We start from the raw sequence: 24,095 nt of genomic DNA on the forward strand, positions 1-24,095 counted from the left end.
CCAGATCAAATCGAAGGGGTTCAATCCATGACGGACACACGCGAATTCGACCTGATCGTCTTCGGCGCCACCGGCTTCGTCGGCAAACTGACCGCCCAGTACCTGCGGGGCGCCGCGCCCGCGGGCGCCAGAATCGCGCTCGCCGGGCGGTCACCGGACAAACTCGAGGCGGTCCGCGCCGAAATCGGCGCCGACGACTGGGGAACGGTGGTCGCCGACACCACCGACCAGGAGTCGATGGACGCCCTCGCGGCCCGCGCCACGGCGGTGATCACCACGGTGGGCCCGTATCTGCGCTACGGGATGCCGATGGTCGCCGCCTGCGCGAAAGCCGGCACCCACTACGCGGATCTGACCGGCGAGCCGCTGTTCATCCGAGACGCCATCGATGCCCACCACGACGAAGCCGCGCGTACCGGCGCGAAGATCGTGAACTCCTGCGGCTACGACTCGGTTCCCTCGGACCTGAGCGTCTATCAGCTCTATCGGCGGACGGTCGCCGACAACACCGGCGAACTCGGCGACACCACCCTGATCGCCACGCTGCGCGGCGGGGTGAGCGGCGGCACCGTCGATTCCGGCCGCGCGATGATGGAGGCGGTCGCCGCGGACAAATCCAAGGGCGCGGTCCTCAGCCATCCGTACTCGCTGAGCCCCGACAAGGCCATGGACCCCGACGTCGGCCGCCAGTCCGATCTCACCTTCCAGCGGGCGCGCGATATCGACCCGAGTCTGGACGGCTGGGTGAGCACTTTCGTCATGGCCGCGCACAACACCAAGATCGTGCGTCGCAGCAACGGCCTGCTGGGCTGGGTGTACGGCAAGAACTTCCGCTACCGCGAGACCATGAGCGCGGGGAGATCGCCGCTGGCGCCGGTCATCGCCGCGGGGATCTCCGGCGGGGTCGTGGCCGGGATGGCCGCCGGCGGCCTGCTGTCCCGGTTCGGCGCCGGTCGCGCGGTGCTCGACCGGATCCTGCCCGCGCCGGGCACCGGTCCGAGCGAAGCGACCCGGGAGAGCGGGTGGTTCCGGATGCGCACCTATACGCGCACCTCCTCGGGCGCACGGTATCTCGCGACCTTCGCCGGACAGGGCGACCCCGGATACAAGGCGACCGCGGTCATGCTCGGTGAGAGCGGACTCGCGCTGGCCTTCGACGAGAAACCGGACATCGCCGGTGTACTCACCCCCGCCGCGGCCATGGGCGACGCCCTGACCGGACGCCTGCGCGCGGCCGGGATCACCGTCGACGTCGAGCTACTGGGATGAACCTCGCCCGGCGCACCATGAACGCCCCGGCCTTGGCGGCGGTGTACGAGCGGGTGTGGCGACCGACGGTGTTCTACCTCGCCACCGGTCGCAGTACCGCCGCCGACCGTCGTTTCGCGGTGGAGTCGCTGCACCTCGATCGGTCGCGGCGGGTGCTGGACATCGCCTGCGGCCCGGGCAATTTCACTCGCTATCTGAGTGAGCACGTCGCGGCGGACGGATACGTCACCGGGATCGACTACTCACCGCCGATGCTGGCACGCGCCCGCGCCGACAATGCCGGACCGCGGGCGGGATACGTGCGCGGTGACGCCCGGTATCTACCGTTCGCCGACGGAACCTTCGACGCGGTCTGCTGTTTCGGCGCGCTGTACCTGATCCCCGATCCGCTGATCGCGGCCCGGGAAATGGTCCGGGTGCTGGCGCCCGGCGGCCGGATCGCCATCACCACCAGCCACCGGCCGGACAACCCGTTGGGCGAGCTGACGCGGCTCACAGCCGGAGTGAGCGGTCTGCGGATGTTCGGCGGCCGGACCTTCCCCGACCTGTTCACGGCGGCGGGTCTGGTCGATATCGATCAGCAGGTGCACCGCTTCTTCCAGTACGTGACCGCCACCCGGCCCGCGGCCGGGACCCCCGAGCGGCGGCCCGGCCTTCCGGTCACGTCCGGTCGCGGGGCCTGACCGATCCTGCCGCGCGAGAGAAGTGCTGGACCTGTTGACGCCCCTTGCCCCGTTGCCGTGCGTAGTCCGCACCGCGTGCGCCATTTCACAGCCGAATCCCTGTGACCGGCAGGTTTTCTCACCCGAGGGCGGCTACTCGTCGGTAGAGTCACGGGGCGTACCCGCGGGCCGGAAGGGGGATTCCAGATGTCGGTACCGGATGTGGGTCAGGGCGTGGCACGCCGCTTGTACACAGCGGCCGTCGGGGACGGCGCCGACTCCTTCACACTCGCCGAAGACGTCGCGCTGCGGCTGGCACAGGCCTGCGACACCTTGGTCGCGGACCTGGAAGCCGCCCGTCACGGCGGATCCGAGATCACCGCGACGGACAGCGCCGCAGGTTTCCCCGACCTGCCGACCGGCCGTGCGCTCGCCGCGGGATTCCGGTACAAGGCAGCGGAATACCTCGACACCCTCACCGCGCTCCAGGAAGCCGCACTCTGCTTCAAAGCCGCCTATCTCGCCGCCGCCGGCAGATTCGCCGAAGCCGACCTCGCCAACCGGGCCGCTCTCACGCTGGTATCCGCTCATCCGGCCCTCGGCCGCGACCGCCACGAAGAGGACGGCCATGGCTGATTCCGCGGATATCGATCCGCCGTACGCGCCGGAACGGGAGTGCTTCGGCAGTTTCACCCATCAGGAGATCTGGGACCGGGTCCACGACGTGCTCGATCCCGGTGCGCTCGGCGCGGCCGCCGCGGCGTGGCAAGCGAACGCCGACTCGGTATCCGAGGCTTTCGCGGTCTTCGCCGACACCACCCGTCACGAATTCGACCGCTGGTCGGGTCACACCGCCGACGCGGCCCGGCAGGCCACACGGGAATTCATCGACAGCGGCAACCGGACCCACGCCGTCAGCCGCGCGATCCAGCACCTCATGGAGGGCAATTCCGAAGCGGCACAGACACTACGGTCGGCGCTGGCGCCACCGCAGCCGTATCGGCCGCTCGACGATCCGGCCGCCGAGGCCGTACACGGCGGCCGCCGCCGAATGGACCACGATATCGCCGCCGCCGCGGCCGCCGCCGACGCGCAGGATGCGATGACCACCATCTACACCCCCACCCTCCCCGCGTCCGGGGATCGGGTGCCCCGGTTCCCGAATACCCCCGCCGGCGGCGGGAGTCCGCGCCCGTGAAATGGATATTGACCCCCGACGAATTCAGTTTCGCCTGGGCCAATGAGACAAGCCTGGATCGCCGCCCGTATCCGGTGAATCTGGCTCCGGCGAGCGCCGTGCGGACCGAATCGGAACTGGACGCGCTGCGATTACCGCAGCGGTTCGCCAGACAGGCCGACCCAGATCTGGCAGCCGCGCTCATGCTCTGCGCCCGCCCGGACGCCACCGCCGTCACCATTTCTGGAGAGCGCTCGGCGCTCGCCCGCAACGGCGACCAGCCGCACACCGAGCAGATTCTCGGGTACGCCGCCGTCATCGATCACCACGCCGCCGTCCTGCACGCCACGCCCAGCAAGGTCATGGTCCACATGTGCCATGCCCAGGACCTGGGTGGCCGGTTGGTACAGCTGATCGGCTCGTCCCGCCCCGGCGCGCACGGCCCGTTCTTCGAACATCAGGAGGCCGTACTCACCGACGCGCCGCTGCCCACCCAGGACGGCAACGGCGACGCCGCCAGATTCCGCAGTACCTTGCGCGAGCCCGTCGACTCCCGGGGTTTCATCACTGTCACCGTGGCGCCCGAGGACCCGATGTCACCGCCCACATTGCACCGCAGCTGGCTCGATATCCGAGACGACGGCCGCTATCTGCTGACCACCGCGGATATGTTGGCTCTCGCCCCCGTCAGCGATACCCAGTTCGCCGACAAACTGCAGAGTCTGGCCCGTATCCGCGGCAGCACCCCCGGACTGTGATAGTCCTGTCGGATGTCCGAGCACTGGAAGACTCCCGCGAGCCGCGCACTGCGCGCCGACGGCCTGCGCGTCGGCGATATCGACACCTCGGCCCGGCCGGGGTTCCGCGGCAACAAGAAGGACGGCGAACGGGTCCTGGCCGAGCGCGGCAAGGTCCTCGCCGATCTACAGGAGAAGCTCTACGCCAACGGTCGTTCCGGGGACAGCCGCAGCGTCCTGCTGATACTCCAGGGCATGGATACCGCCGGCAAGGGTGGGATCGTGCGCCACGTGATCGGGTCGGTGGACCCGCAGGGAGTCGATCACGCAGCGTTCGGTGTGCCGACCGACGAGGAGAAGCGGCACCATTTCCTGTGGCGGATCCGCAAGGCGCTCCCCCGCGGCGGGCAGCTGGGCGTCTTCGATCGCTCACATTACGAGGATGTACTGGTCGTCCGAGTGCACGACCTGGTTCCCGAAGAAGTCTGGGGGCGGCGCTACACCGAGATCAATGATTTCGAACAGGAACTGGCCGAGGCCGGGGTGACGCTGGTGAAGGTGGCGATGTTCGTCTCGCTGGACGAACAGAAGAAACGTCTGCGGGAGCGACTGGAGCGCCCGGAGAAGTACTGGAAGTTCAACCCCGGGGATATCGACGAACGGGCGTACTGGCCCGCCTACCAGCAGGCCTACCAGGACATTCTGGACCGCACCTCGACCGGTCACGCCCCCTGGTACGTCCTGCCCGCCGACGCGAAGTGGTATTCGCGGCTGGCCGTCACCGAACTGCTGATCGAGGCACTCCAGAAACTGGACCTGCGCTGGCCGCCGGCCGACTTCGATCCGGCCGCCGAACTGCGGCGGCTCGACACCGCCTGACCGGCGCGTACGGGCGAGTTATGGAAACTCTCAGCAAGCCGGACAATGATGGTGCGGTGCGCCGGGGACCCCGGCGCGCCCTGGCGAACCTACGATCAGTCGGGGCTCCGAGGTGAGGAAAGGCGTGGTGAACGCACGGTGAGCAAAAACCCCGGGCGGGCGAATCCGGTGGCGGCGGCCGCGCGCGCGGATCGCAACCGAAAGATCGCGATCCAGGTCGGTGTGGCCGCGGTGCTGGTCGCACTGGTCGCGGCGATCGGTATCGGCCTGGCGGTGCGCAACTCCGGTTCCGACGATGTGGGCCCGGTCCCCGCGGTGGCGACCGATAACGGCGCCATCCGGATCGGGCAGCCCGATGCGAAGGCCACCGTGCGAATCGTCGCCGATATGCAGTGCCCGATCTGTAAACAGTTCGAGATCGATCACGCCGAACTGCTGAACAAATCGGTGTCCGACGGCACTGCCGCGGTCGAGTACAACATTGTGGGTTATCTGGACAAGATGTCCAGCACCGAGTACTCCACCCGAGCCGCCAACGCCTCCTACTGCGTCGCCGATACCGGGACCGACAACTATCAGACCTGGCTGAAACTGATGTTCGAACAGCAGCCGCCCGAAGGCGGAGCGGGCCTTACCGATGAGCAGTTGATCGCGATCGCACAGCAGGCCGGCTATACCGATCCGACGATCGCCGGCTGCATCACCGACCGGAAGTTCGACGGGTTCGTCGCCGCCGAATCCAAGGACTCGCTGTCCGAGGGCATCGACGGAACCCCGACCGTCTTCGTCAACGGCGAGCAGGTGAAACTCACCGCGAACGCGACCGGGCAGGGATTCGATACCGCCCCGCTGGCCGACGCGATCCAGGCGGCCGCGGGCCGATGATCCGGACTTCACCGCCGGCCGCCTGGACTCTGCTCCTGTGCGGCCTGGCCGGTTGGATCGCTGCGTTCGTCCTGCTGGTCGAAGATTTCAAACTGCTCAGCGACCCCGGGTATGTGCCGTCGTGCAGCCTGAATCCGGTGCTGTCGTGTGGTTCGGTGATGGCCACCGATCAAGCGGCGGTGCTGGGCTTCCCGAACCCGATGATCGGCCTGGTCGGATTCTCGGTGGTGGTGACGCTCGGTGTGCTGTCGGTGGCCGGTGTCGGCCTGCCCCGCTGGATCTGGACCGGTCTGTGGCTGGGGACGGCTGCCGGGACCTTGTTCATCTGCTGGCTGATCTTCCAGAGCCTCTACCGGATCAACGCGCTGTGCCCGTACTGCATGGTGGTGTGGGCGATCATCACACCCTTGCTCGCCGTGCTCACCGAGCAACTGTGGGGCGGTGACCGGGGTGCGCTGCGGGTGGTCTCGGAGTGGCGCTGGACGTTCGTCGCGGTGTTCTACGCGGTGGTGCTGGTGCTGGTTTTCCTGCGATTCCAGGATTACTGGCTGTCCCTGTTCTGACCCGCCGAACGTCAGTTCGGCGTGCCGGCGGCCAGCCGCACCGCGACCAACCGGTTGCTCCCGTTCGGCGACAGCACACCGAGCTGCACGGTTTCGCTGGGTTTGCGGATGTTGATCGCCGCGCGCAGTACCCGGGCGCTGGTGATGGGCCGGCCGTCCATCGAAATGATGATGTCCCCGGCGACCAGGCCCGAAGTCTGGGCGGGCAGGCCGCGGATCGCCATATCGATCCGGGCGCCGCTCGGCCCGGCGTCCGAGATCAGGACGCCCAGGGTCGCGGTGGGGCCGACATGCACGGATTCGGTGGCAGTGCCGGAACGGATCTGCCGCACGATCCGCATAGCGGAATCAATCGGCACCGCGTAACCGTTCGGCGGATCCACAGTGCGGCCCGGCGGTGGATCACGTGATCCAGAAGCCGCGGCGATCACCCCGACCACCGCGCCGGTGGAATCGGTCAGGGCGCCGCCGGACTGCCCGGCACTGACCGCGGCCTCTATCTCCAGCATGCCGGTGAGCGCCTGCCGGGACAGATCCTGCTGATTCAAAGCCATGATCGTGCTGTCGAGGTCGCTGATCTCCCCGGTCACCGCGGTCGGCGAACCGCTCCCGCCGGCATTGCCGATGGCCAGCACCTCGTCACGCACCCGCAGATTCGCCGAACTGCCGATACGCGCGGTGGCCAGCCCGGACGCCCCGGTGAGGGAGAGCAGCGCGATATCGGCGTGGGCGTCGTAGCCGAGCACCTCGGCGGTGTACACGGCGCCGTCGGAGACCCGGGTGACCCGGACCGTTCTCGCCCCTTTGACCACGTGATGACTGGTCAGCACCTGGCCTTCGCGGGTGAGGACGATGCCGGACCCGGCCGCCGCGGCGCCGAAGGGGCGGGCGGCGGCGGTGATGTTCACCAGTACCGGCGAGACGCCCCGGGTCAGCGCGCCCGCGTCCAGTGGCGGCCGGAGTACCGAGTGGGCGGGAACCGCGACCGCGCCCCGGCCGGGGTGTTGCAGTTGGGGTAGCTCGCCCCGGAAGCCGAACAGCGCCGCCAGCGCCAGCACTGCGGCGAAGACCGTTACGAGCACGCGGCTACCGCCGGTGGGACCGCCTGAGCCGGTGCCCTGCCACTGGTTGTCCAAGGGGTCTCCCGCCGCCGCAGCCGAACACCCCTATTGTCGCGCGGATCTCCACGCAATTGTCAGGGTTCTCGTCCATGTGAAAGTTATCCACAGGCATACCGGGTTATCCACAGGCTGGTGACCGCCTGGGGAAGCACCGGTTCCGCGCCTGTTGAATCGTTACCAGGAGTCCGCCGCGGTCACGTCCGCGTCACAGCATCGCGACGGCTGTTTCCGCGGCCCGGGCGGAAACCGGCGCGGTAGTCGGCGTCTACCGGAATACAGAGCCGAACCGGAGTTCCCGGAAAACGACCCCATTCGTTATCCAGCGGAAACCGAATCAATAGATTCACCGGTACCGCTTCCGCGGTACCCGGCAATCCATCCACAGCCCACCGAGTTCATCCACAACCCCGTGCGCGGTTTTCCACAACCTTCTCCACAGTGTGGAGAATTCCACGCACAGGGCAGGACCCCATTGTTCGACGGTGACCGATCGAATACCGGCCTCCGTGTCCACACGCGAATTACGCCGGTGCGTCCACCACGGAAACCGTCATATGGTCGCGGCATCGATAACAAACCGATACCGCACATCACTGGCCACTACTCGCTCATAGGCGCCGTCTATCTCATCGGCGGAAATCAATTCGATCTCCGCCCCGATTCCATGATCGGCGCAGAAATTCAGCATCTCCTGTGTCTGCTCGATACCGCCGATCATCGAACCCGCCAGCGACCTCCGGCGCCCGGCCAACACCTTGGCCTGCACCGCGAGCGGCTGCTCCGGCAGCCCCAGCACCACCAGCGTGCCGTCGAGTCGCAGCAGCTTCATGTACTCGTTGATCGGCAGATCAGCGGAGACGGTATTGATGATGAGGTCGAACTGGTTCCGCAGTTCCCGGAACACCTGCGCATCGCTGGTGGCGTAGTAGTGGTGCGCCCCGAAACGTTTCCCGTCGTCCTGTTTGCTGAGGGAATGGCTCAGCACCGTCACCTCGGCGCCGAGCGCCGCGGCGATTTTCACGCCGATATGCCCGAGCCCGCCCATTCCGATGATCGCGACCTTTTTGCCCGGCCCCGCGCCCCACTGCCGCAGCGGGGAATACAGGGTGATTCCGGCGCACAACAGGGGCGCGGCCACCGAGAGGTCGATCCCCTCCGGAATCGCGAGCACGAAATTCTCGTTCACCACGATCTGCGTGGCGTACCCGCCCAGTGTGTGCCCGCCGGGCTGGACGTCCTCGGTCACCCGGGAGTTATAGGTCATCACGGCGCCGCGGGCGCAGAACTGCTCATCACCCGCCAGACACGGCTCACAGACACCGCACGAATCGACCATGCAGCCCACACCGACACGGTCACCGACACGGTGCCGGATCACCGCGGATCCGACGGCCGCGACCGTCCCGGCGATCTCGTGGCCGGGCACACACGGATACGCGGCGCCACCCCATTCATTGAGCGCGGTATGGATATCGGAGTGGCAGATCCCCGCGTAGGCGATATCGATCAGAACGTCGTGGGGGCCCAGATCCCGGCGCTCGATGGTGACCTTCTCGAACGGGACGTCGGGTCCGGCCATGGCGTAGGCGGCGACAGCAGTACTCATGCGTCCATGCCTACCGTCGCATGCCGTCGTTTGCCAACGTCCGGACGGTACAAGTGACGGTGTTCATCGGCGGCGGCGACGAACACCGACTATTGCTCCTGCTCCGCCTGCGCACGACGGCGGACGCGCCGGGCAGCGGCGACCATATTGCGCAACGCCGGGTCGAGCTGCCAGTGGTGGCGGGTCTTGAGGCCGCCGTCGGGGTTGGCCCAGAGCCGTTCCGGTCCGACCGCGGCGGCCGCGGCGGTGAGCAGTTCGTCCAGCTCGTCGATATCGGGGATCCGGGCCGAACGGCTCTCGTACACGCCCGGGCCGACACCGTGGCTGAGCCCGTGCCCGGAGGCGTAGTCCTCTTCCAGCGCCTTGAGGACCCACTCGATGGACCTGGTCGCGACAATGGCGGTGACGTCGGCGTCCAGCTGTTCGATCGCCTCCACGATCTCCGTGCGTCCCGAATACGGAATGTGGGTGTGGATCTGGGTGTGGGCCGCGACGCCCGAGGTGGCCAGGCGGAAGGCGCCGATCGCCCAGCGCAGGTATTCGGCGCGCCCCTCCGGACGGGCCGGCCACAGCTCCCGCAGGGCCGGTTCGTCGACCTGGATGATGCCGATCCCGGACCGCTCCAGGTCGACCACTTCGTCACGGATGGCCAGCGCGACCTGATCGGCGGTCTCGTACAGCGGCTGATCCTGCCGGACGAACGAGCGCGCCACCATGGTGACGGGGCCGGTGACCATGCCCTTCACCGGCTTATCTGTCAGCGACTGAGCGTAGGTGGTCCAGTCCACCGACATGGGGGCCGGGCGCGATACATCGCCGTAGATGATCGGCGGCCGCACACAGCGCGACCCGTAGACCTGCACCCAGCCGAAATGCGTGGTCGCGAAACCGTCGAGCAATTCGGCGAAGTACTGGATCATATCGTTGCGCTCGTGCTCGCCGTGCACCAGAACATCGAGACCGATGTCCTCCTGCAGGGCGATGGTGATCGCGATCTCCGCCTCGATCTTCTTGCGGTATTCGTCGTAGGACAGCCGACCCTCGCCCAGTTGCTGGCGGGCCTGGCGTGCCTCGGCACTCTGCGGATACGAGCCCAATGTCGCCGCGGGCACCAGCGGCAGCCGTAATTTCTCCTGCTGCGCGGCCCGGCGCACCGCGTAGGGTTCGCGTTCACGCATCTGCGGGGTGATCGCGTAGACCCGCTGCCGCACCGCGTGCTTCTGTTTGAAATGCACTTCACCCGGACGTTTGCGCCATTTGTCCGAAGGGCCCTCGGTGAGCGCTTTGGCGAGGGAAACGACCTCGCCCACTTTCTGCTTCGCGAAAGCGAGCCGGTCGGCCACATTTCCGTCGATATCGTATTCGGCGAGCACGTCGTAGGGCACATGCAGCAGCGTGGTCCCGGTGGAGACCACCAGATCCGGGCAGACCTCGGCGAGTTCGTTCAGGTATTCCAAGGTGACGTAGCGATCGGCGCGCCACACGTTCGTACCGCTGATCACGCCCGCGTACAGCCGTTTGCGCCGGATACCCGGAACAGCCGCCAGATCTTCGGGCCGGATCCGGTAGGAGGCCAGGTCCAGGCCGATCGCCTCCACCCCGGTACCCGCCAGGATCCGCAGCGCCTCCCCGAAATCCCCGTACTGTCCGGTGACCAGGATCCGGGGTCGCAACGGCGCCTTGGAGAGCTGGTCGTAGACGCGTTCGAATTCCGCGAGTTCGACGGCGGAGCGCTCGGCGGTGAAACAGGGTTCGTCCAACTGCACACACGTTGCCCCGCGGCGCGCGAGGATCTCGAACAATTGCTCGTAGACGGGTAGCAGCCGGTCCAGCAGTTCGATGGTGTCGAATCCTGCCGATTCACCCGGCACACTTCCCGCTTTGGAAAGCAGCAGCAACGACACCGGTCCCAGCACCACGGGCCGCTGTTCGATGCCCTCGGCCATCGCGCGATCCCATTCGTCCAGCAGCGCCTCGGGATGCAGCGAGAATTCGGTATCGGCATCGAGTTCGGGCTGCCGGTAGTGGTAGTTCGTCCCGAAGAAACGCACGAGTTCCAACGGCGGCAGATCGGGCCGGCCCCGGGCCATCAGGAAATAGAAGTCCAGCGGATCCATATCCGCCCGGAACTCCTCGAACCGGGACGGGACCGCCCCGAACAACAGCGCGTTGTCCAGCACATGGTCGTAGAAGGAGAACGTATTGCCCGGAACCTGGGTGAGCCCGGTCGCGGCGAGTTCGTTGAACTGCTGCTCCTGGATATCGCGCCCGACCGCGAGCAGTTCCTCGCGCGGAATCGCCTGACGCCAATAGGCCTCGAGCGCGCGTTTCAACTCCCGGTGTGGGCCGATCCGCGGATATCCGAGAACGCTCGAGCCGAACCCTTCACTGACGTTGACCATGCCGACCTCCGTATCGATTGCCCCGCCGCCGGCCGGGGCGGATCGTTACCCCTGTGCTAACCCGAATGTCCGTGCGCTGCCGCCGTGTTCACGGCCCCGCCTGCGGCCGGCGGATCGGGGGCGGCCCCGACCCGTGCCGGTGCGCCCGCTACGCCTTGTACTGGTAGAAACCCGCCCCTGTTTTCTTACCCAGCAATCCGGCCTCCACCATGCGCATGAGCAGCGGCGGCGCCGAGTACAGCGGTTCCTTGAATTCGCCGTACATCGAGTCGGCGATCGATTTCACCGTGTCCAGTCCGACCAGATCGGTGAGCGCCAGCGGTCCCATCGGGTGGGCGCAGCCCAGCACCATCGCCTTGTCGACGTCTTCTTTGGTGGCGAATCCCGATTCGACCATACGGATGGCCGAGAGTAGGTAGGGCACCAGCAGCGCGTTCACCACGAAACCGGAACGGTCCGCGGATCGGACGACCTCTTTGCCCAGGATCTCGGCGGCGAATTTCTCGGCCCGTTCGGACACGGAGGCGCTGGTCTTGAGCGTGGTCACCAGTTCCACCAGCGGCAGCACCGGCACCGGGTTGAAGAAGTGCATCCCGATGACCCGCTCCGGGCTGTTCGTCGCCACGGCGACTTTCATGATCGGGATCGAGGAGGTGTTGGAGGCGAGCACCGCGTTCGGATCGGTGACCACCTTGTCGAGTTCGGCGAAGATGGAGGTCTTGACCTTCTCGTCTTCCAGAACGGCTTCGACCACCAGCTGGCGGTCGGCGAAATCGGCGAGGTCGGAGGTGAACCGCAGCCGCCAGGCCGCCTGCTCCCGCTCGCGTTCGGTGATCTTGCCGCTGCTCACGCCCCGGTCCAGTGACCGCAGGATGCGCGACCGGCCGGCCGCCGCGAGTTCGCGGGTCTGCTCGTACACCAGCACATCGACATGCGCGCGAGCGCACACCTCCGCGATGCCGGCGCCCATCTGTCCGGCGCCGATTACCCCGACGCGCTGAATCTTTTCGCTGCTCACGTCCGCTCCTGTGTCTTTTGGCCCCGCCTGCGGCGGGGCGGGTCGGGGCCCTGTCGACCCCGGTTCTTCACTCCGCCGCAGGCTGTCCGGGAGAAGCGTAAGCCGTGGGCGGCGGTCGAGGTCGGCGCTTCTTTCACGACCAAAAGGACCGAAGCCCCCTCGCCGGGCTGTTGCGAGGGGGCGGTACACCCCTACCGAGGTAGCGGGTCCGGGTCTCCGCCATCTGACGGAGGACCACGATCGGTCCCGATGGCTCGGACTCGCAGGCCCGAGTCCGGCCGGGGACAGAGGGGTTGCGGTCCGCGAGGGGCCGCAACCCCGCGCCGCCGGGGCGGCGCCGGTAACTCAGTGGAACTGGCCCTCTTCGGTGGAGCCCTTCAGCGCGGCCGTCGAGGTGTTGGGGTCGACGGTGGTGGCGATGGTGTCGAAGTAGCCGGCACCGACCTCACGCTGATGCTTGATGGCGGTGAAGCCACGCTCGGCGGCGGCCTTGAACTCGCGCTCCTGCAGGTCGACGAAGGCGGTCATACCCTCGCGGGCGTAGCCGTAGGCCAGGTCGAACATGCCGTAGTTGAGCGAGTGGAAGCCGGCCAGGGTGATGAACTGGAACTTGAAGCCCATGGCGCCGAGTTCACGCTGGAACTTCGCGATGGTGGCGTCGTCCAGGTGCGCCTTCCAGTTGAAGGACGGCGAGCAGTTGTAGGCCAGCAGCTGGTCCGGGAACTCGCTGCGGACCGACTCGGCGAACTTGCGGGCGACCTCGAGGTCCGGCACGCCGGTTTCCATCCAGATGAGGTCGGCGTACGGAGCGTAGGCCTTGGCACGCGCGATGCAGGGCTCGATGCCGTTCTTCACACCGAAGAAGCCTTCGGCGGTACGGGTGCCGTCGAGGAACTCACGGTCGCGCTCGTCCACATCGGAGGTGATGAGGGTGGCGGCTTCGGCGTCGGTGCGGGCGATGATCACCGAGGGGACCTCGGCGACGTCGGAGGCCAGGCGCGCGGAGGTCAGGGTGCGGATGTGCTGCTGGGTGGGGATGAGCACCTTGCCACCGAGGTGGCCGCACTTCTTCTCCGAGGCCAGCTGATCTTCCCAGTGCACACCGGCGGCGCCGGCGGCGATCATGGCCTTCTGCAGTTCGTAGGCGTTCAGCGCGCCACCGAAGCCGGCTTCGGCGTCGGCGACGATCGGGGCCAGCCAGTTCTCGATCGAGGTGTCGCCTTCGACCTTGGCGATCTCGTCGGCGCGCAGCAGCGCGTTGTTGATGCGGCGGACCACGGCGGGCACCGAGTTGGCCGGGTAGAGGCTCTGGTCGGGGTAGGTGTGACCGGAGAGGTTCGCGTCACCGGCGACCTGCCAGCCCGACAGGTAGATGGCTTTGAGGCCGGCGCGGACCTGCTGCACCGCCATATTGCCGGTGAGGGCGCCCAGCGAGTTGATGTAGTCCTCGTTGTTCACCAGATCCCAGAGGATCTCCGAGCCACGCCGCGCGAGGGTCTGCTCTTCGACAACGGTGCCCTGCAGCTTCGTAACCTGCTCGGCGGTGTAGTTGCGGGTGACGCCCTTCCAGCGCGGGTTGGTGTCCCAATCCTGCTGGATTTCCTCGGCGGTCTTCGGGGTGCCGGTGGTCGACATCTTGCGACTCCACTTCCTTGTTCGGTCGGTCCGTCGGTCCGCGTCGACGAGGCGTTTCCGCGTCGCACTGCTGGGACGACGATTTGCAGGCTTGCAATGCCCAGTGGGTGTACTTCCACACCATGACATACGGAGAAAACGTCGTCTACCTGTTGCTTCTGTGAATCTCAGCTAGGATCGGCAACACGTTTGTTAAGCCTGCAAAAGTTGCCAGCACATAGCCACCGTTAATTCTACTCACGAGTAGCCCTGACATGGGGTTTTAGCGTAACGCTCGTACTGTTTTCGGTGGGGGCCGGGCGGGCGTGTATGCGTGACCCGACTTCATGCTTGTGAGCACCTTCATAACTGAGGTCACACGCCATCAGATGTGAGCCGCATGACTGTGGTCGCTGGGCAGCACCTGGGGGGCAGTGGCCCGGGACTGAGAGCTGAGGACTGAGGACTGAGGACTGAGGACTGAGGACTGAGGACTGAGGACTGAGGCTCGCGGAGGTGGGGCGTGGGCTTGCCCGCGAGGGTGGGGGTGCGGACCGTCGGGCTGGATCGGGGGACCGCGGGGTCACGGGCCGGGTCCGGGGTGCCGTGCACGAGGCCGCCGTGCGCGGCGGGAAATCGTCTCGGCGATCTCCGAGGTGCACACGGTGGGGTCGGGTCACGGGGTCGGCCGAACAAGGCCCGCCCCACACGTCCGCGTGGAGTCCCCCTTGCCTCTCTTCCCGCCGCCGGGGAGAACAAGCCGCTGGTGAAGCCGCAGAATTTCACAATATGCCCAGAAGGGGACTGTGTCGGCACACAACTCTTGGCCGATCATTCATGTACTCGTCCGACGAGATTTTCGCAGGCGTGCCAAATTCACATAGAACAGCGCTAGTGTGGCCGTCACGTGCGCGGTCATCGGTGACGGGTGCCGATGGTGAGCGCCTGCCCTCCGTCGCACGGTGGGATCGGAGCTGTTGATGCGCGACATCGTCGACGACCTGCTGCAGGTGTGGGGTTCGGGCCGGACCGGCGGGCTGGCCACCATCGTGCGCACGGGGGGACCAGTAGATATTCCGGTGGGGACGGCCATACTCGTGGACCCCGACGGAATGATCTACGGGACCATGGCGTCGACCGGCATAGAGGACACCGTCTACGAGTCGACTGTGCAATCGGCCCGGACCGGGCAACGCGCACTGCACCGGCTCACCGTGCCCGGCGGCGACAGATCCGACGAGGGCGGCATCATCGATGTGTTCACCGAGCCGTTCTCCCGTGGGCATTTCCCGGAATTCCCGACCATCGCCGCCGAAATCGCCGCGCACCGGCGGGTAACTGTTTTCACGGTCGTATGGAATCCGGAACCGGGAATGATCGGACAGCATCTGATCACCGATAAGCGGCACGCGACCGAATTGGTGTCGCTACCGCAATCCGATATCTTCGTCGCGTCCTTCGCCCCGCCCCCGCTGCTCGTCGTTTTCGGCGCGAATACCGTCACCGGGGCGCTCTCGGCGCAGGCCCAGCTGCTGGGTTACCGGGTCGCCATCTGCGATCCGCGGCCCACGTTCGCGGTGCCGGAATCCTTCCCCGGCGCCGAGGTGGTGTGCGATTGGCCGCACCGCTATCTGAACGTGCTGGTCTCCGAGGGAGAGATCGATGCCTCCACCGGGATCGTGCTGGCCTCCCACGATCCGCAGTTCGAGATCCCGCTGCTCACGGTGGCGCTGCGACTACCCGAGATGGGCTATATCGGCGCGGTCGGCTCACTCGTCTCCAGCGCCCGGCGCCTCGACGATCTCCGCGCCAGCGGGTTCGCCGAGGCGCAACTGGCTCGTCTGCATTCCCCGGCCGGAATGGATATCGGCGCGGCCACCGCCACCGAGACAGCGCTCGCGGTGACCGCGGAAATGGTGGCTGCGCGCAACGGGCGGCTCGGCCGGATCACGGTCCCGTTCCCGGCGGAGGCGGCCATCTGAGCGCGACACATCCGCGGCCGGCGCCGCTCGTGTGGCGACCGAAATCACCCCCGCGAACCAGCCGCCCGATCTTGCGCCGCGCCGCCACTCGTGGACAGTGGTTCTCGTGATCCTCACCGTGACAATGAATCCCGCCTACGATGTGACATACCGCGTGGAGAATTTCAGCCGCGGCCGAACGCATCGAGTTCGCTCGGTCGAGCAGCGTCTCGGCGGCAAGGGCATCAATGTCACCCGGGTGCTGAATCAGCTGGGTCGCTACGCCCGCGCCACCGGGTTCGCCGATCACGCCTTCGCCGCGGCCGCGGAGGCGGAGATGCCGGTGGATTTCGTCCACGCGCTGCCGTGGGTGCGGCGCACGGTGGTGATCAGCGAATCCGAGACCGGCACCGCGACCGCCCTGCGGGAACCCGGCGCGCGCATTTCCAATCCGCACGCTTCCGAACAACTCGAGGTGCGGGTATCGGGCATGCTGGCGCATATTTCCGGCCTGGTGATCGCCGGATCACTACCCGACGGCATCGATCCGGGGCTACCGGCCCGGATCGCCCATGCCGCCCTGGCCGCGAAAGTGCCCACGGTCTGCGACCTGCACGGACCGGCGCTGCGGATGGCCGCCCGGGTACCGGGGGTGGTGCTGCTGCCCAGTCTCGACGAATTCGAATCGCTCACCCACTGCCGTCCCGAAACCCCGGAGGCTCTGGTCACCGCGACCCGGCCGCTGGTGGATCGCGGAGTGGGCGCCGTGATCATCACCCGGGGACCGCGGGGAATGGTGGCGGTCACCCCGGACGGTTCGTGGGAGGCACGGCTGCCCGAACCCTTGACCGGAAACCCCACGGGCGCGGGCGATCCCGTAGCCGCCGCGGTCATCGCGGCCCTCGCCACCACGAACGCCCCGGATTGGCCGGCGATACTGGTCGACGCGGTCGCGACCTCGGCCGCCTCGGTGGTCATCCCGGTCGCCGGGGAGATCGATCGACGACTGCGTGGCCACCTGGCGCCCACCGTGGTGATCACCGAACTCGAAAAACCGGATACAGACCGGTGAACCCGCCTACGCCAGAAACCAGTGCCGCGGAACTCATTTCAGGACATACGGCGATACCGAACTCCGGTGTTCGCTGATATCCAGGGTTTTCCCGAGCGGCGGGAAGGCGCGCTGCGGACAATTGGCACGATCGCACACCCGGCAGCCCGCGCCGATCGGAGTCGCGTTGGCCTCCCCCAGATCTATCCCGTCCGCGTACACCACCCGCGCCGCGTGCCGGATCTCACAGCCCAGTCCGATCGCGAACGTTTTGCTCGGCTGCCCGAACCGGGTCGCCCGGCGTTCGACAGTGCGGGCCACCCACAGGTATTTCCGGCCGTCCGGCATCTGGGCGATCTGCGTCATGATCTTCCCTGGATACGCGAATGTCTCGTATACGTTCCACAGCGGGCAGGTGCCGCCGCTGGAGGAGAAATGGAACCCGGTGGCGGATTGCCGTTTCGACATATTCCCGGCCCGGTCGACCCGGACGAACGAGAACGGCACCCCGCGCAGTTCGGGCCGCTGCAGCGTGGACAGACGATGGCAGATGGTCTCGTAGCTCTGGGCGAAGAACGCCGACAACCGCTCGATGTCGTACCGGAAATCCTCGGCCACCTCGTGGAAGTAGGTGTAGGGCAGCACGGTGGCGGCGGCGAAGTAATTGGACAGGCCCAGCATGGCGAGCTTGCGCGCGTCCGGGCCGGAGAAGTTCCCTTCCTCCACCAGTTTGTCCAGTAGCCGGTCGCATTCGAAATAGGCCAGTTCGGCGGCCAATTTGAACAACCGTTGCCCGCCGGACAGATGTGGCGCGATCTCGAGCACCTGGTGTTCGGGGTCGTACCGGTGCAGGACGCCCTCACCGAGATCGATCCGTTCCACGATCCGCACACCGTGAGTGCGCAGCACCTTCGGGATCTCGCTGTGCGCGTCGCCGTTGTGGAAGCGGATCCGGTTGGCCAGCTCTTCGGCGGCGGTATCGAGTTCGTGGATGTAGTTCTGGCGCTGGTAGAAGTAGTCGCGCACTTCCTCGTGCGGTTTGCTGATCGTGGCGCTGCCCGCGCCGTCGGCGAACCGGTCCTCGGTGGCCGCGGCCAGCTGGGCACTGGTGTTGCGGTAGCGGTTGTGCATATTGACCAGAGCCCGGGCCATGCTCGGATGCGCCGACACCATCTCCGCGATCTCCCGGGCGTCGGCTTCGATGGCCAGCTCCTGGTCCATCACCACTTCTTGCAGTTCAGCGATGAGCCGGGTGTCGTCCTGCGGGGAGAAGAAGGTCGCTTCGACCCCGAATACCTCACTGATCCGCAGCAGTACCGGCACGGTGAGCGGTCTGACATCGTGCTCGATCTGGTTGAGGTAGCTGGCCGATATCTCCAGTTGCTGGGCCAGCGCCACCTGGCTCAGCCCGCGTTCGGTACGTAATTGCCGCAGCCGGGCGCCGACATAAGTCTTGGCCATGCGTCCAGTTTAGGGGGCGTTCGCACGATGCGATATCAGGGTTAGCAAGAATTGCACAGAGGGCGGAGTCAGTCCGATTCCATGGGCCAACTCGGTGGATCCATATGCGACAGCACCCGCCGCAGATCGACCTCGGACGGCATCTCGTCGGTGATCCCGAGGATCATCACCTCGATATCGGTCGGGCTGACCGACCGGATCGGCGAGTTCAGCACCTCGGCCGCGATATGCCGGACCTCCTGATCGGTGAGCCGACGCCGCAACAGGGCGACCAAGGGGATGTAATCGGATTCCGGGACGCCCTCGGGGTACCCGCGGCGCAGCCATTCGACGATCGAGCGGAGGACATGGGGCACCGTCAGCGGTCCTCGTCCGACTGCGCGATCTCGGCCAACGGCGAGGCCAGCGGCCAGCCGCCGGCGGCCAGATGTGACGCCACCCTGGCGATGTCCTCCGGACCGGCCTGTTCGCGGGCGTAGCGGCTGACGGCGGCTTCGACCTCGTCGTGGGTGATCTCCCCGTCACCACGGTCGTACACCAGCTCTTCGGCTACCAGCACCACCTCGTACTCGGTCAGATCCCGGTGCAGCACAGCGAACAGCGCCACATAGTCCGACTGCGGCACTCCCTGGGGATATCCGGCCCGCAACCACGCGAGCACCCGGGTCAGCAGACCCGACCGTTCCGGTGGCAGCCCACTTCCGGTGGCCATCTCAGGCCTGCCCGAACAGATGGATCCCGAACCGGTGCGCGAGGAACGCCTTGGCCACGAACAGCACCCCGGCGATCACCACGGCAACCACGGCGAACAGGCAGGTGTAGGCGCCGACCCGGGCCACCGCGCGCCGCCTTACCGAACCATCCGGGGCCACCGTCTCCGAGAGCGACCACAACCGCACACCGAATGCGAACACCATCGGCAGGCCGGCCCCCAGGACCAGTGCCGCCAGCGTCACCTGCCCGAGTGATCTCAGATTCGTCAGAACCGTGACCATGGAGCCTCCATCGAACTCGGTACATGCGGCCCGCGGAGGCCGCAGCGAAGGCGGAGGTACCGCATCATGAAGCCTCCAACGAACTCGGCACATGCGGCCCGCGGAGGCCGCAGCGAAGGCGGAGGTACCGCATCATGAAGCCTCCAACGAACTCGGCACATGCGGCCCGCGGAGGCCGCAGCGAAGGCGGAGGTACCGCATCATGAAGCCTCCAACGAACTCGGCACATGCGGCCCGCGGAGGCCGCAGCGAAGGCGGAGGTATCGCATCATGCCTCCTCGGACGTGGACCCTGCGACCGGCGGCTGCTGCACGGGCTGGATATGGGCCGCCCCGGGATCGGCCGCGGGGGGATCGTTGACATTACCGCTGGACACCTTGTCCTGCAGCGAACGCCGATAGATCAGGGTCGCCAGCGCGATGAGCAGCGCGAAGACCACCAGCACTCCCGCCAGCCCGCCGATGTAGTACGCGATCACCCAGCAGACTGCGCCGACGATCCCGGCGGCAGGCAGGGTCAGCAGCCAGGCCACGACCATCCGCCCCATGACTCCCCAGCGCACCTCCGCGCCCCTGCCGAGGCCGGAGCCCAGGATCGCGCCGGTGACCGTCTGGGTCGTCGACAGCGGCAGCCCGAAATGCGCGGAGGTCAGAATGATCGCCGCCGAGGACGATTCCGCCGCCAGGCCCTGCGGCGAATCGATGTCGACCAGTCTCTTGCCGAGCGTGCGGATGATCCGCCAGCCACCGAGATAGGTCCCGGCGGCGATCGCGCAGGCGCACGCGGCCATCACCCACAGCGGCATCGACGAGTCCGGGCCGAGCTCACCGTAGGCGACCAGGGCCAGGAAGATGACACCCATCGTCTTCTGAGCGTCATTGGTGCCGTGCGCCAGCGATACCAGCGACGCCGAGCCGACCTGCCCCCACCGGAACCCGGTGGTCACCTTGTCCGGATCGGCGCCCCGGGTGATCCGGTACACCGACCAGGTCCCGATGGTGGCCACCAGACCGGCGACGATCGGCGCCAGCAGAGCCGGGATCACGATCTTGTTGATCACCCCGCCGTCGTCGGAGATCCACACCACGCCGCTCCATCCGAGCGACGCCATGGTTGCGCCGATCAATCCCCCGAACAGCGCGTGCGATGAACTGGACGGGAGCCCGAACAGCCAGGTGAGCAGGTTCCAGAGGATGCCGCCGACCAGTCCGGCGTAGACGATGATGAGCAGGTCGTGCCCGGATACCTCGTTCAATCGCACGATTCCCTCGGCCACCGTCGCCGCCACCGCCACCGACAGGAACGCACCCACCAGATTGAGGAACGCGGACAACGCGACCGCGACTCTGGGGCGCAATGCTCCGGTGGCGATGGAGGTCGCCATGGCATTGGCCGTGTCGTGGAAACCATTCGTGAAGTCGAAAGCCAACGCCGTGACAATGACGACCAGAAGAATCAGCAGCTCAACCGTCACGCCTTGCATTGTGCGTCATCGGTGGCACCGCCCCGGCGGGCGGGATCGCATGGTTGCGAAAATGTGTCGATCACCTGTGGGAACCCGGCCGGTGTCGATCGCCGGCCAGACGGTCGCCGCCGCCCTCGGCGGCGGTGGTTCACCCGGGCGCGCGAACCGGCCTCCCAGCTGACCACAGCCGCCGGGAGGCCGCCCATCGGCCGCGGCCCCCGCGGGCCGTGATCAGGTCAGAACGCTTCCTCCGGCAGATCCATGATGTCGGTGTCGAGTGCGGCGAGGACATCCTTCGTGGCGCCGAGCGTGGGCAGGACATTCTTCGCGAAGAAGCGCGCGACCCCCACCTTGCCCGTATAGAACGGCCGATCACGGTCATCGGCCGCGGCCAGGGCCGCCGTGGCGACCTCCGCCTGGACCAGCAGCCGCCAACCGATCAGCAGATCACCGACCGCGAGCAGGAATCGCACCGAGCCGAGCCCGACCTTGTACAGCTCGGTGGGTTCGGACTGGGCGGCCACGGCGTACCCGGTCAGCGATCCCGCCATGGCCTGGACATCACCGAGCGCGACACGCAGCAGCTCCCGCTCGGCTTCCAGCCGCCCGGTGGGCTCGTCCAGGAACCGGGTGATCTGACCGAAGATGTGCCCCGCCGCGGCCCCGTTGTCCCGGATGATCTTGCGGAAGAAGAAGTCCTGCGCCTGGATGGCGGTGGTGCCCTCGTACAGCGAGTCGATCTTGGCGTCGCGGATGTACTGCTCGATCGGATAGTCCTGCAGATAGCCGGAACCACCCAGGGTCTGCAGCGATTCGGTCAGGTACTGGTAGGCCCGCTCGGAGCCCACGCCCTTGACGATCGGCAGCAGGAAATCGTCTACGCGGTGCGCGGTCTCGGCGTCCACACCCGAGACCAGTTCCGCCACATCGGCGTTCTGGTGGATCGCGGTGTAGAGGTAGACCGCGCGCAACCCCTCGGCGTACGCCTTCTGGGTCGCCAGGCTGCGGCGCACATCCGGATGGTGGGTGATCGGGACCCGGGGCGCGGTCTTATCCGTCATCTGGGTCAGATCGGCGCCCTGCACCCGCTCCTTCGCGTACGCGAGCGCGTTCAGATATCCCGTGGACAGGGTGCCGCTGGATTTGACGCCCACCATCATGCGCGCGTTCTCGATCACCTTGAACATCTGGGCGATCCCATTATGGGAGTCGCCGACGAGCCATCCGACGGCCGGCTTCTCGCCACCGAAGGTGAGCTCACAGGTCGGCGACGATTTCAGGCCCATCTTGTGTTCGACATTGGTGACGTACACGCCGTTTCGCGCACCCAGGTCCAGCGACTGCGGGTCGAACAGGAACTTCGGTACGTAGAACAGCGAAAGACCCTTGGTGCCCGGCCCCGCGCCCTCGGGCCGCGCCAGCACCAGATGGAAGACGTTCTCCGCGGTATCGCCGACGTCCGCGCCCGAGATGAACCGCTTGACGCCCTCGATATGCCAGGTGCCGTCGGGCTGCTGGACCGCCTTGGTCCGGCCGGCGCCGACATCGGAGCCCGCGTCCGGCTCGGTGAGCACCATGGTGCCCTGCCAGTGTCGCTCGAAACCGGCTGCGGCCCAATGCTTCTGCTGCTCGTTGCCGATTCCGAACAGCACCTGGGCCATGATCCCGCCCATATCGAAGAACACCGCCGACGGATTGGCGCAGGTGATCATTTCACTCACCGCCCAGTTCAACACCGCGGGTGCGGGTATACCACCCATTTCCTCGGGTTTTCCGAGACGGTTCCAGCCGGCCTCCCGGATGGCGTGCACGGTTTTGGCCAACGGTTCCGGGACGGTGATCGAATGGGTCTCCGGCACGAATTCCACCGGGTCCCGATCGGCGGCCGCGAACGACTCCGCGACCGGCCCTTCGGCCAGGCGTTTCACCTCGGCCAGGATCTCCTTCGCGGTTTCGGTGTCGAGATCGCCGTACGCGCCGGAGTCGAGAATTTTGCCCAGTTCGAACACCTCGAAGAGGTTGAACTCGAGATCGCGCAGATTCGCCTGGTAGTGACCCACGGTCGTCCTCCTGGTCGGTGCGGTCGCGGTCGAGCCGACCGCATGGTTACAGGCTTTTTGACATCGTACGAACTGAAGCGTGCCGGACCCGGCACGGGGTACGCAACCGTAGGCTCGGCGTCCCGCTCCGCGGCGTGCGGCCGGCGCCCGGGGCAGGCCCGCGCCGGGCTCAGCAGTCCGGTTGCAGCGGCCAGCACTCCACCGGACCTCCGCGCGCGGGCATGCTCGGCGCGATGGTGCTGCTGGGTGCCGCGGGTTCGGAGGCCGGACCGTCCGACAGCAGGGATCCGATGATCGCGGCCAGCACCATGAGCATGCCGAGCACGGCGACACCCAGGACGGCCCAGCCGAGGAGTTCCTGGGCGCGACCACTTTCCGGGCGACGCCAGCTCGGCCGCCCACGCGGCTTCTTCGGCGGCTCCGGCAGCTTTTCCTCGAAACCGGCAGCGAGGAGTTCGGCCCGGTCCGGCGCCCAGCCGATGAGCGCCCGGGTCGCGGCGCAGACCCGCCCCAGCGTCCAGCGCGGCGGTCCCGGCGCGAAATTCTCCAGGAAGATCCGCAGCTCGGTGAACTCGACGGCATTCCCGACCACCACGTCGAGTCCGGGCCGCAGCGTTTCCCGCCCGGGGCGCAGTACCGCGCCCCGCATGGGAACCAGGGCCACCGCCCCGCACAACTGGCCGGGATCGTAGTCGGCGCGCTCGAATGTCAGCCGCACCTCCTGCACCGCCGTCTCCAGCCGCCGCACGGGGTTCACCCCGAATTCCAGTTCCAGATCGGCCGCGAGATCGCCGACCCGCCACTGCTGATCCTGGGAAACCACCAGCACGCCGCTCTGCCTGCTCCGGAACCCGACCACTTCGATCACCAGCACGCCCTGGGGCGTCCAGATCACCGCACCGATCTGCCGGGTTCCGCGCTGCGTGCCGATCCGCAGGTCCACGACGGCCAGTCCGGTGGTCGGCAACTGCCGCAGGCATGTCACGAATTCCTGTTCGGCCGCGCATAGCTCCGCCCGATCGTCGACCTTCACCAGCATCGCGCTCTACCTCTGCCGTGTGTCGTTACCCCTCATGCCACCACCGACCCCCATGTCGATCATGGCCCGCCAGCCACTTTCGTACCACTCATTTGACCTGCGGCTCAGGCGAATCGGGAATCATCGGCCC

General features: G+C 67.1%; 22 protein-coding genes. 10 read left to right on the forward strand and 12 right to left on the reverse strand.

The genetic code is table 11. From position 1 onward, the window contains the following. Positions 1 to 27 precede the first annotated feature (27 nt). The 8 genes from OG804_RS20500 to OG804_RS20535 all read left to right on the forward strand — a co-directional run bounded on the left by OG804_RS20500 (position 28) and on the right by OG804_RS20535 (position 6,172). Positions 28 to 1,269 (forward strand): saccharopine dehydrogenase family protein, encoded by a 1,242-nt coding sequence (locus OG804_RS20500; protein WP_328388873.1) that lies wholly within the window; start codon positions 28 to 30, stop codon positions 1,267 to 1,269. Further along, the gene (locus OG804_RS20505; protein ID WP_328388875.1) at positions 1,266 to 1,952 is read left to right on the forward strand and encodes a class I SAM-dependent methyltransferase; all 687 of its coding nucleotides are present in this window, start codon (positions 1,266 to 1,268) and stop codon (positions 1,950 to 1,952) included. The genes OG804_RS20500 and OG804_RS20505 overlap by 4 nt, the downstream gene beginning before the upstream one ends. Before the next feature lie 186 nt (positions 1,953 to 2,138). Beyond that, the gene (locus tag OG804_RS20510) at positions 2,139 to 2,567 is read left to right on the forward strand and encodes a hypothetical protein (RefSeq protein ID WP_328388877.1); all 429 of its coding nucleotides are present in this window, start codon (positions 2,139 to 2,141) and stop codon (positions 2,565 to 2,567) included. Further along, positions 2,560 to 3,129: a hypothetical protein gene (locus OG804_RS20515; protein ID WP_328388879.1), complete on the forward strand. Its 570-nt coding sequence runs from the start codon at positions 2,560 to 2,562 to the stop codon at positions 3,127 to 3,129. Before OG804_RS20510 ends, OG804_RS20515 begins: the two co-directional genes overlap by 8 nt. After that, positions 3,126 to 3,866, forward strand: coding sequence for an ESX secretion-associated protein EspG (locus tag OG804_RS20520; RefSeq protein WP_328388881.1), 741 nt, complete (start codon positions 3,126 to 3,128; stop codon positions 3,864 to 3,866). Before OG804_RS20515 ends, OG804_RS20520 begins: the two co-directional genes overlap by 4 nt. 12 nt (positions 3,867 to 3,878) lie before the next feature. Continuing rightward, on the forward strand, positions 3,879 to 4,724 hold the full coding sequence (locus tag OG804_RS20525) for a polyphosphate kinase 2 family protein (protein ID WP_328388883.1): 846 nt from the start codon (positions 3,879 to 3,881) through the stop codon (positions 4,722 to 4,724). A gap of 138 nt (positions 4,725 to 4,862) precedes the next feature. Continuing rightward, positions 4,863 to 5,609 (forward strand): DsbA family protein, encoded by a 747-nt coding sequence (locus OG804_RS20530; protein WP_328388885.1) that lies wholly within the window; start codon positions 4,863 to 4,865, stop codon positions 5,607 to 5,609. Next, on the forward strand, positions 5,606 to 6,172 hold the full coding sequence (locus OG804_RS20535) for a vitamin K epoxide reductase family protein (protein WP_328388887.1): 567 nt from the start codon (positions 5,606 to 5,608) through the stop codon (positions 6,170 to 6,172). Before OG804_RS20530 ends, OG804_RS20535 begins: the two co-directional genes overlap by 4 nt. Positions 6,173 to 6,183: 11 nt before the next feature. On the opposite strand, the gene OG804_RS20540 is transcribed toward OG804_RS20535, so the two are convergent. The 5 genes from OG804_RS20540 to aceA form a co-directional block, all read right to left on the reverse strand. Then, the gene (locus tag OG804_RS20540) at positions 6,184 to 7,308 is read right to left on the reverse strand and encodes a S1C family serine protease (protein WP_328388889.1); all 1,125 of its coding nucleotides are present in this window, start codon (positions 7,306 to 7,308) and stop codon (positions 6,184 to 6,186) included. Between the two features lie 535 nt (positions 7,309 to 7,843). Next, positions 7,844 to 8,899, reverse strand: a complete 1,056-nt coding sequence (locus tag OG804_RS20545) for an NAD(P)-dependent alcohol dehydrogenase (protein WP_328388891.1) — start codon at positions 8,897 to 8,899, stop codon at positions 7,844 to 7,846. 89 nt (positions 8,900 to 8,988) lie between these two features. Then, a complete protein-coding gene (metE, locus tag OG804_RS20550; protein ID WP_328388893.1) occupies positions 8,989 to 11,301 on the reverse strand; it encodes a 5-methyltetrahydropteroyltriglutamate--homocysteine S-methyltransferase in 2,313 nt (770 codons plus the stop codon). 148 nt (positions 11,302 to 11,449) lie between these two features. Beyond that, the gene (locus OG804_RS20555; RefSeq protein ID WP_328388895.1) at positions 11,450 to 12,319 is read right to left on the reverse strand and encodes a 3-hydroxybutyryl-CoA dehydrogenase; all 870 of its coding nucleotides are present in this window, start codon (positions 12,317 to 12,319) and stop codon (positions 11,450 to 11,452) included. Between the two features lie 345 nt (positions 12,320 to 12,664). Next, entirely contained in the window at positions 12,665 to 13,954 is a 1,290-nt protein-coding gene (gene aceA, locus OG804_RS20560) for an isocitrate lyase (RefSeq protein WP_328388897.1), read from the reverse strand. Positions 13,955 to 14,913: 959 nt separating this feature from the next. On the opposite strand from aceA, the gene OG804_RS20565 reads away from it, so the two are divergent. Further along, positions 14,914 to 15,915 carry an XdhC family protein gene (locus tag OG804_RS20565; RefSeq protein WP_328388899.1) on the forward strand — a complete coding sequence of 334 codons (1,002 nt, stop codon included), beginning with the start codon at positions 14,914 to 14,916 and terminating at the stop codon, positions 15,913 to 15,915. 106 nt (positions 15,916 to 16,021) lie between these two features. Further along, positions 16,022 to 16,966 (forward strand): hexose kinase, encoded by a 945-nt coding sequence (locus tag OG804_RS20570; RefSeq protein ID WP_328388902.1) that lies wholly within the window; start codon positions 16,022 to 16,024, stop codon positions 16,964 to 16,966. 33 nt (positions 16,967 to 16,999) lie between these two features. Here OG804_RS20570 and ramB read toward each other — a convergent pair whose 3' ends face one another. The 7 genes from ramB to OG804_RS20605 form a co-directional block, all read right to left on the reverse strand. Then, entirely contained in the window at positions 17,000 to 18,406 is a 1,407-nt protein-coding gene (ramB, locus tag OG804_RS20575; RefSeq protein ID WP_328388904.1) for an acetate metabolism transcriptional regulator RamB, read from the reverse strand. 68 nt (positions 18,407 to 18,474) lie between these two features. Next, positions 18,475 to 18,762 carry a DUF3349 domain-containing protein gene (locus OG804_RS20580; RefSeq protein ID WP_328388905.1) on the reverse strand — a complete coding sequence of 96 codons (288 nt, stop codon included), beginning with the start codon at positions 18,760 to 18,762 and terminating at the stop codon, positions 18,475 to 18,477. 2 nt (positions 18,763 to 18,764) lie between these two features. Then, on the reverse strand, positions 18,765 to 19,118 hold the full coding sequence (locus OG804_RS20585; protein WP_328388907.1) for a DUF3349 domain-containing protein: 354 nt from the start codon (positions 19,116 to 19,118) through the stop codon (positions 18,765 to 18,767). Between the two features lies 1 nt (position 19,119). Continuing rightward, positions 19,120 to 19,401: a hypothetical protein gene (locus OG804_RS20590; RefSeq protein ID WP_328388909.1), complete on the reverse strand. Its 282-nt coding sequence runs from the start codon at positions 19,399 to 19,401 to the stop codon at positions 19,120 to 19,122. Between the two features lie 268 nt (positions 19,402 to 19,669). Then, a complete protein-coding gene (locus OG804_RS20595; protein WP_328388911.1) occupies positions 19,670 to 20,875 on the reverse strand; it encodes an inorganic phosphate transporter in 1,206 nt (401 codons plus the stop codon). A 227-nt stretch (positions 20,876 to 21,102) separates the two neighbouring features. Then, positions 21,103 to 22,926 (reverse strand): acyl-CoA dehydrogenase, encoded by a 1,824-nt coding sequence (locus OG804_RS20600; RefSeq protein WP_328388912.1) that lies wholly within the window; start codon positions 22,924 to 22,926, stop codon positions 21,103 to 21,105. Between the two features lie 169 nt (positions 22,927 to 23,095). Further along, positions 23,096 to 23,965 carry a nuclease-related domain-containing protein gene (locus OG804_RS20605; protein WP_328388913.1) on the reverse strand — a complete coding sequence of 290 codons (870 nt, stop codon included), beginning with the start codon at positions 23,963 to 23,965 and terminating at the stop codon, positions 23,096 to 23,098. Positions 23,966 to 24,095: the final 130 nt, after the last annotated feature.

Origin of the sequence: Nocardia sp. NBC_00416, from assembly GCF_036032445.1 — a bacterium.
Classification (GTDB): Bacteria; Actinomycetota; Actinomycetes; order Mycobacteriales; family Mycobacteriaceae; genus Nocardia.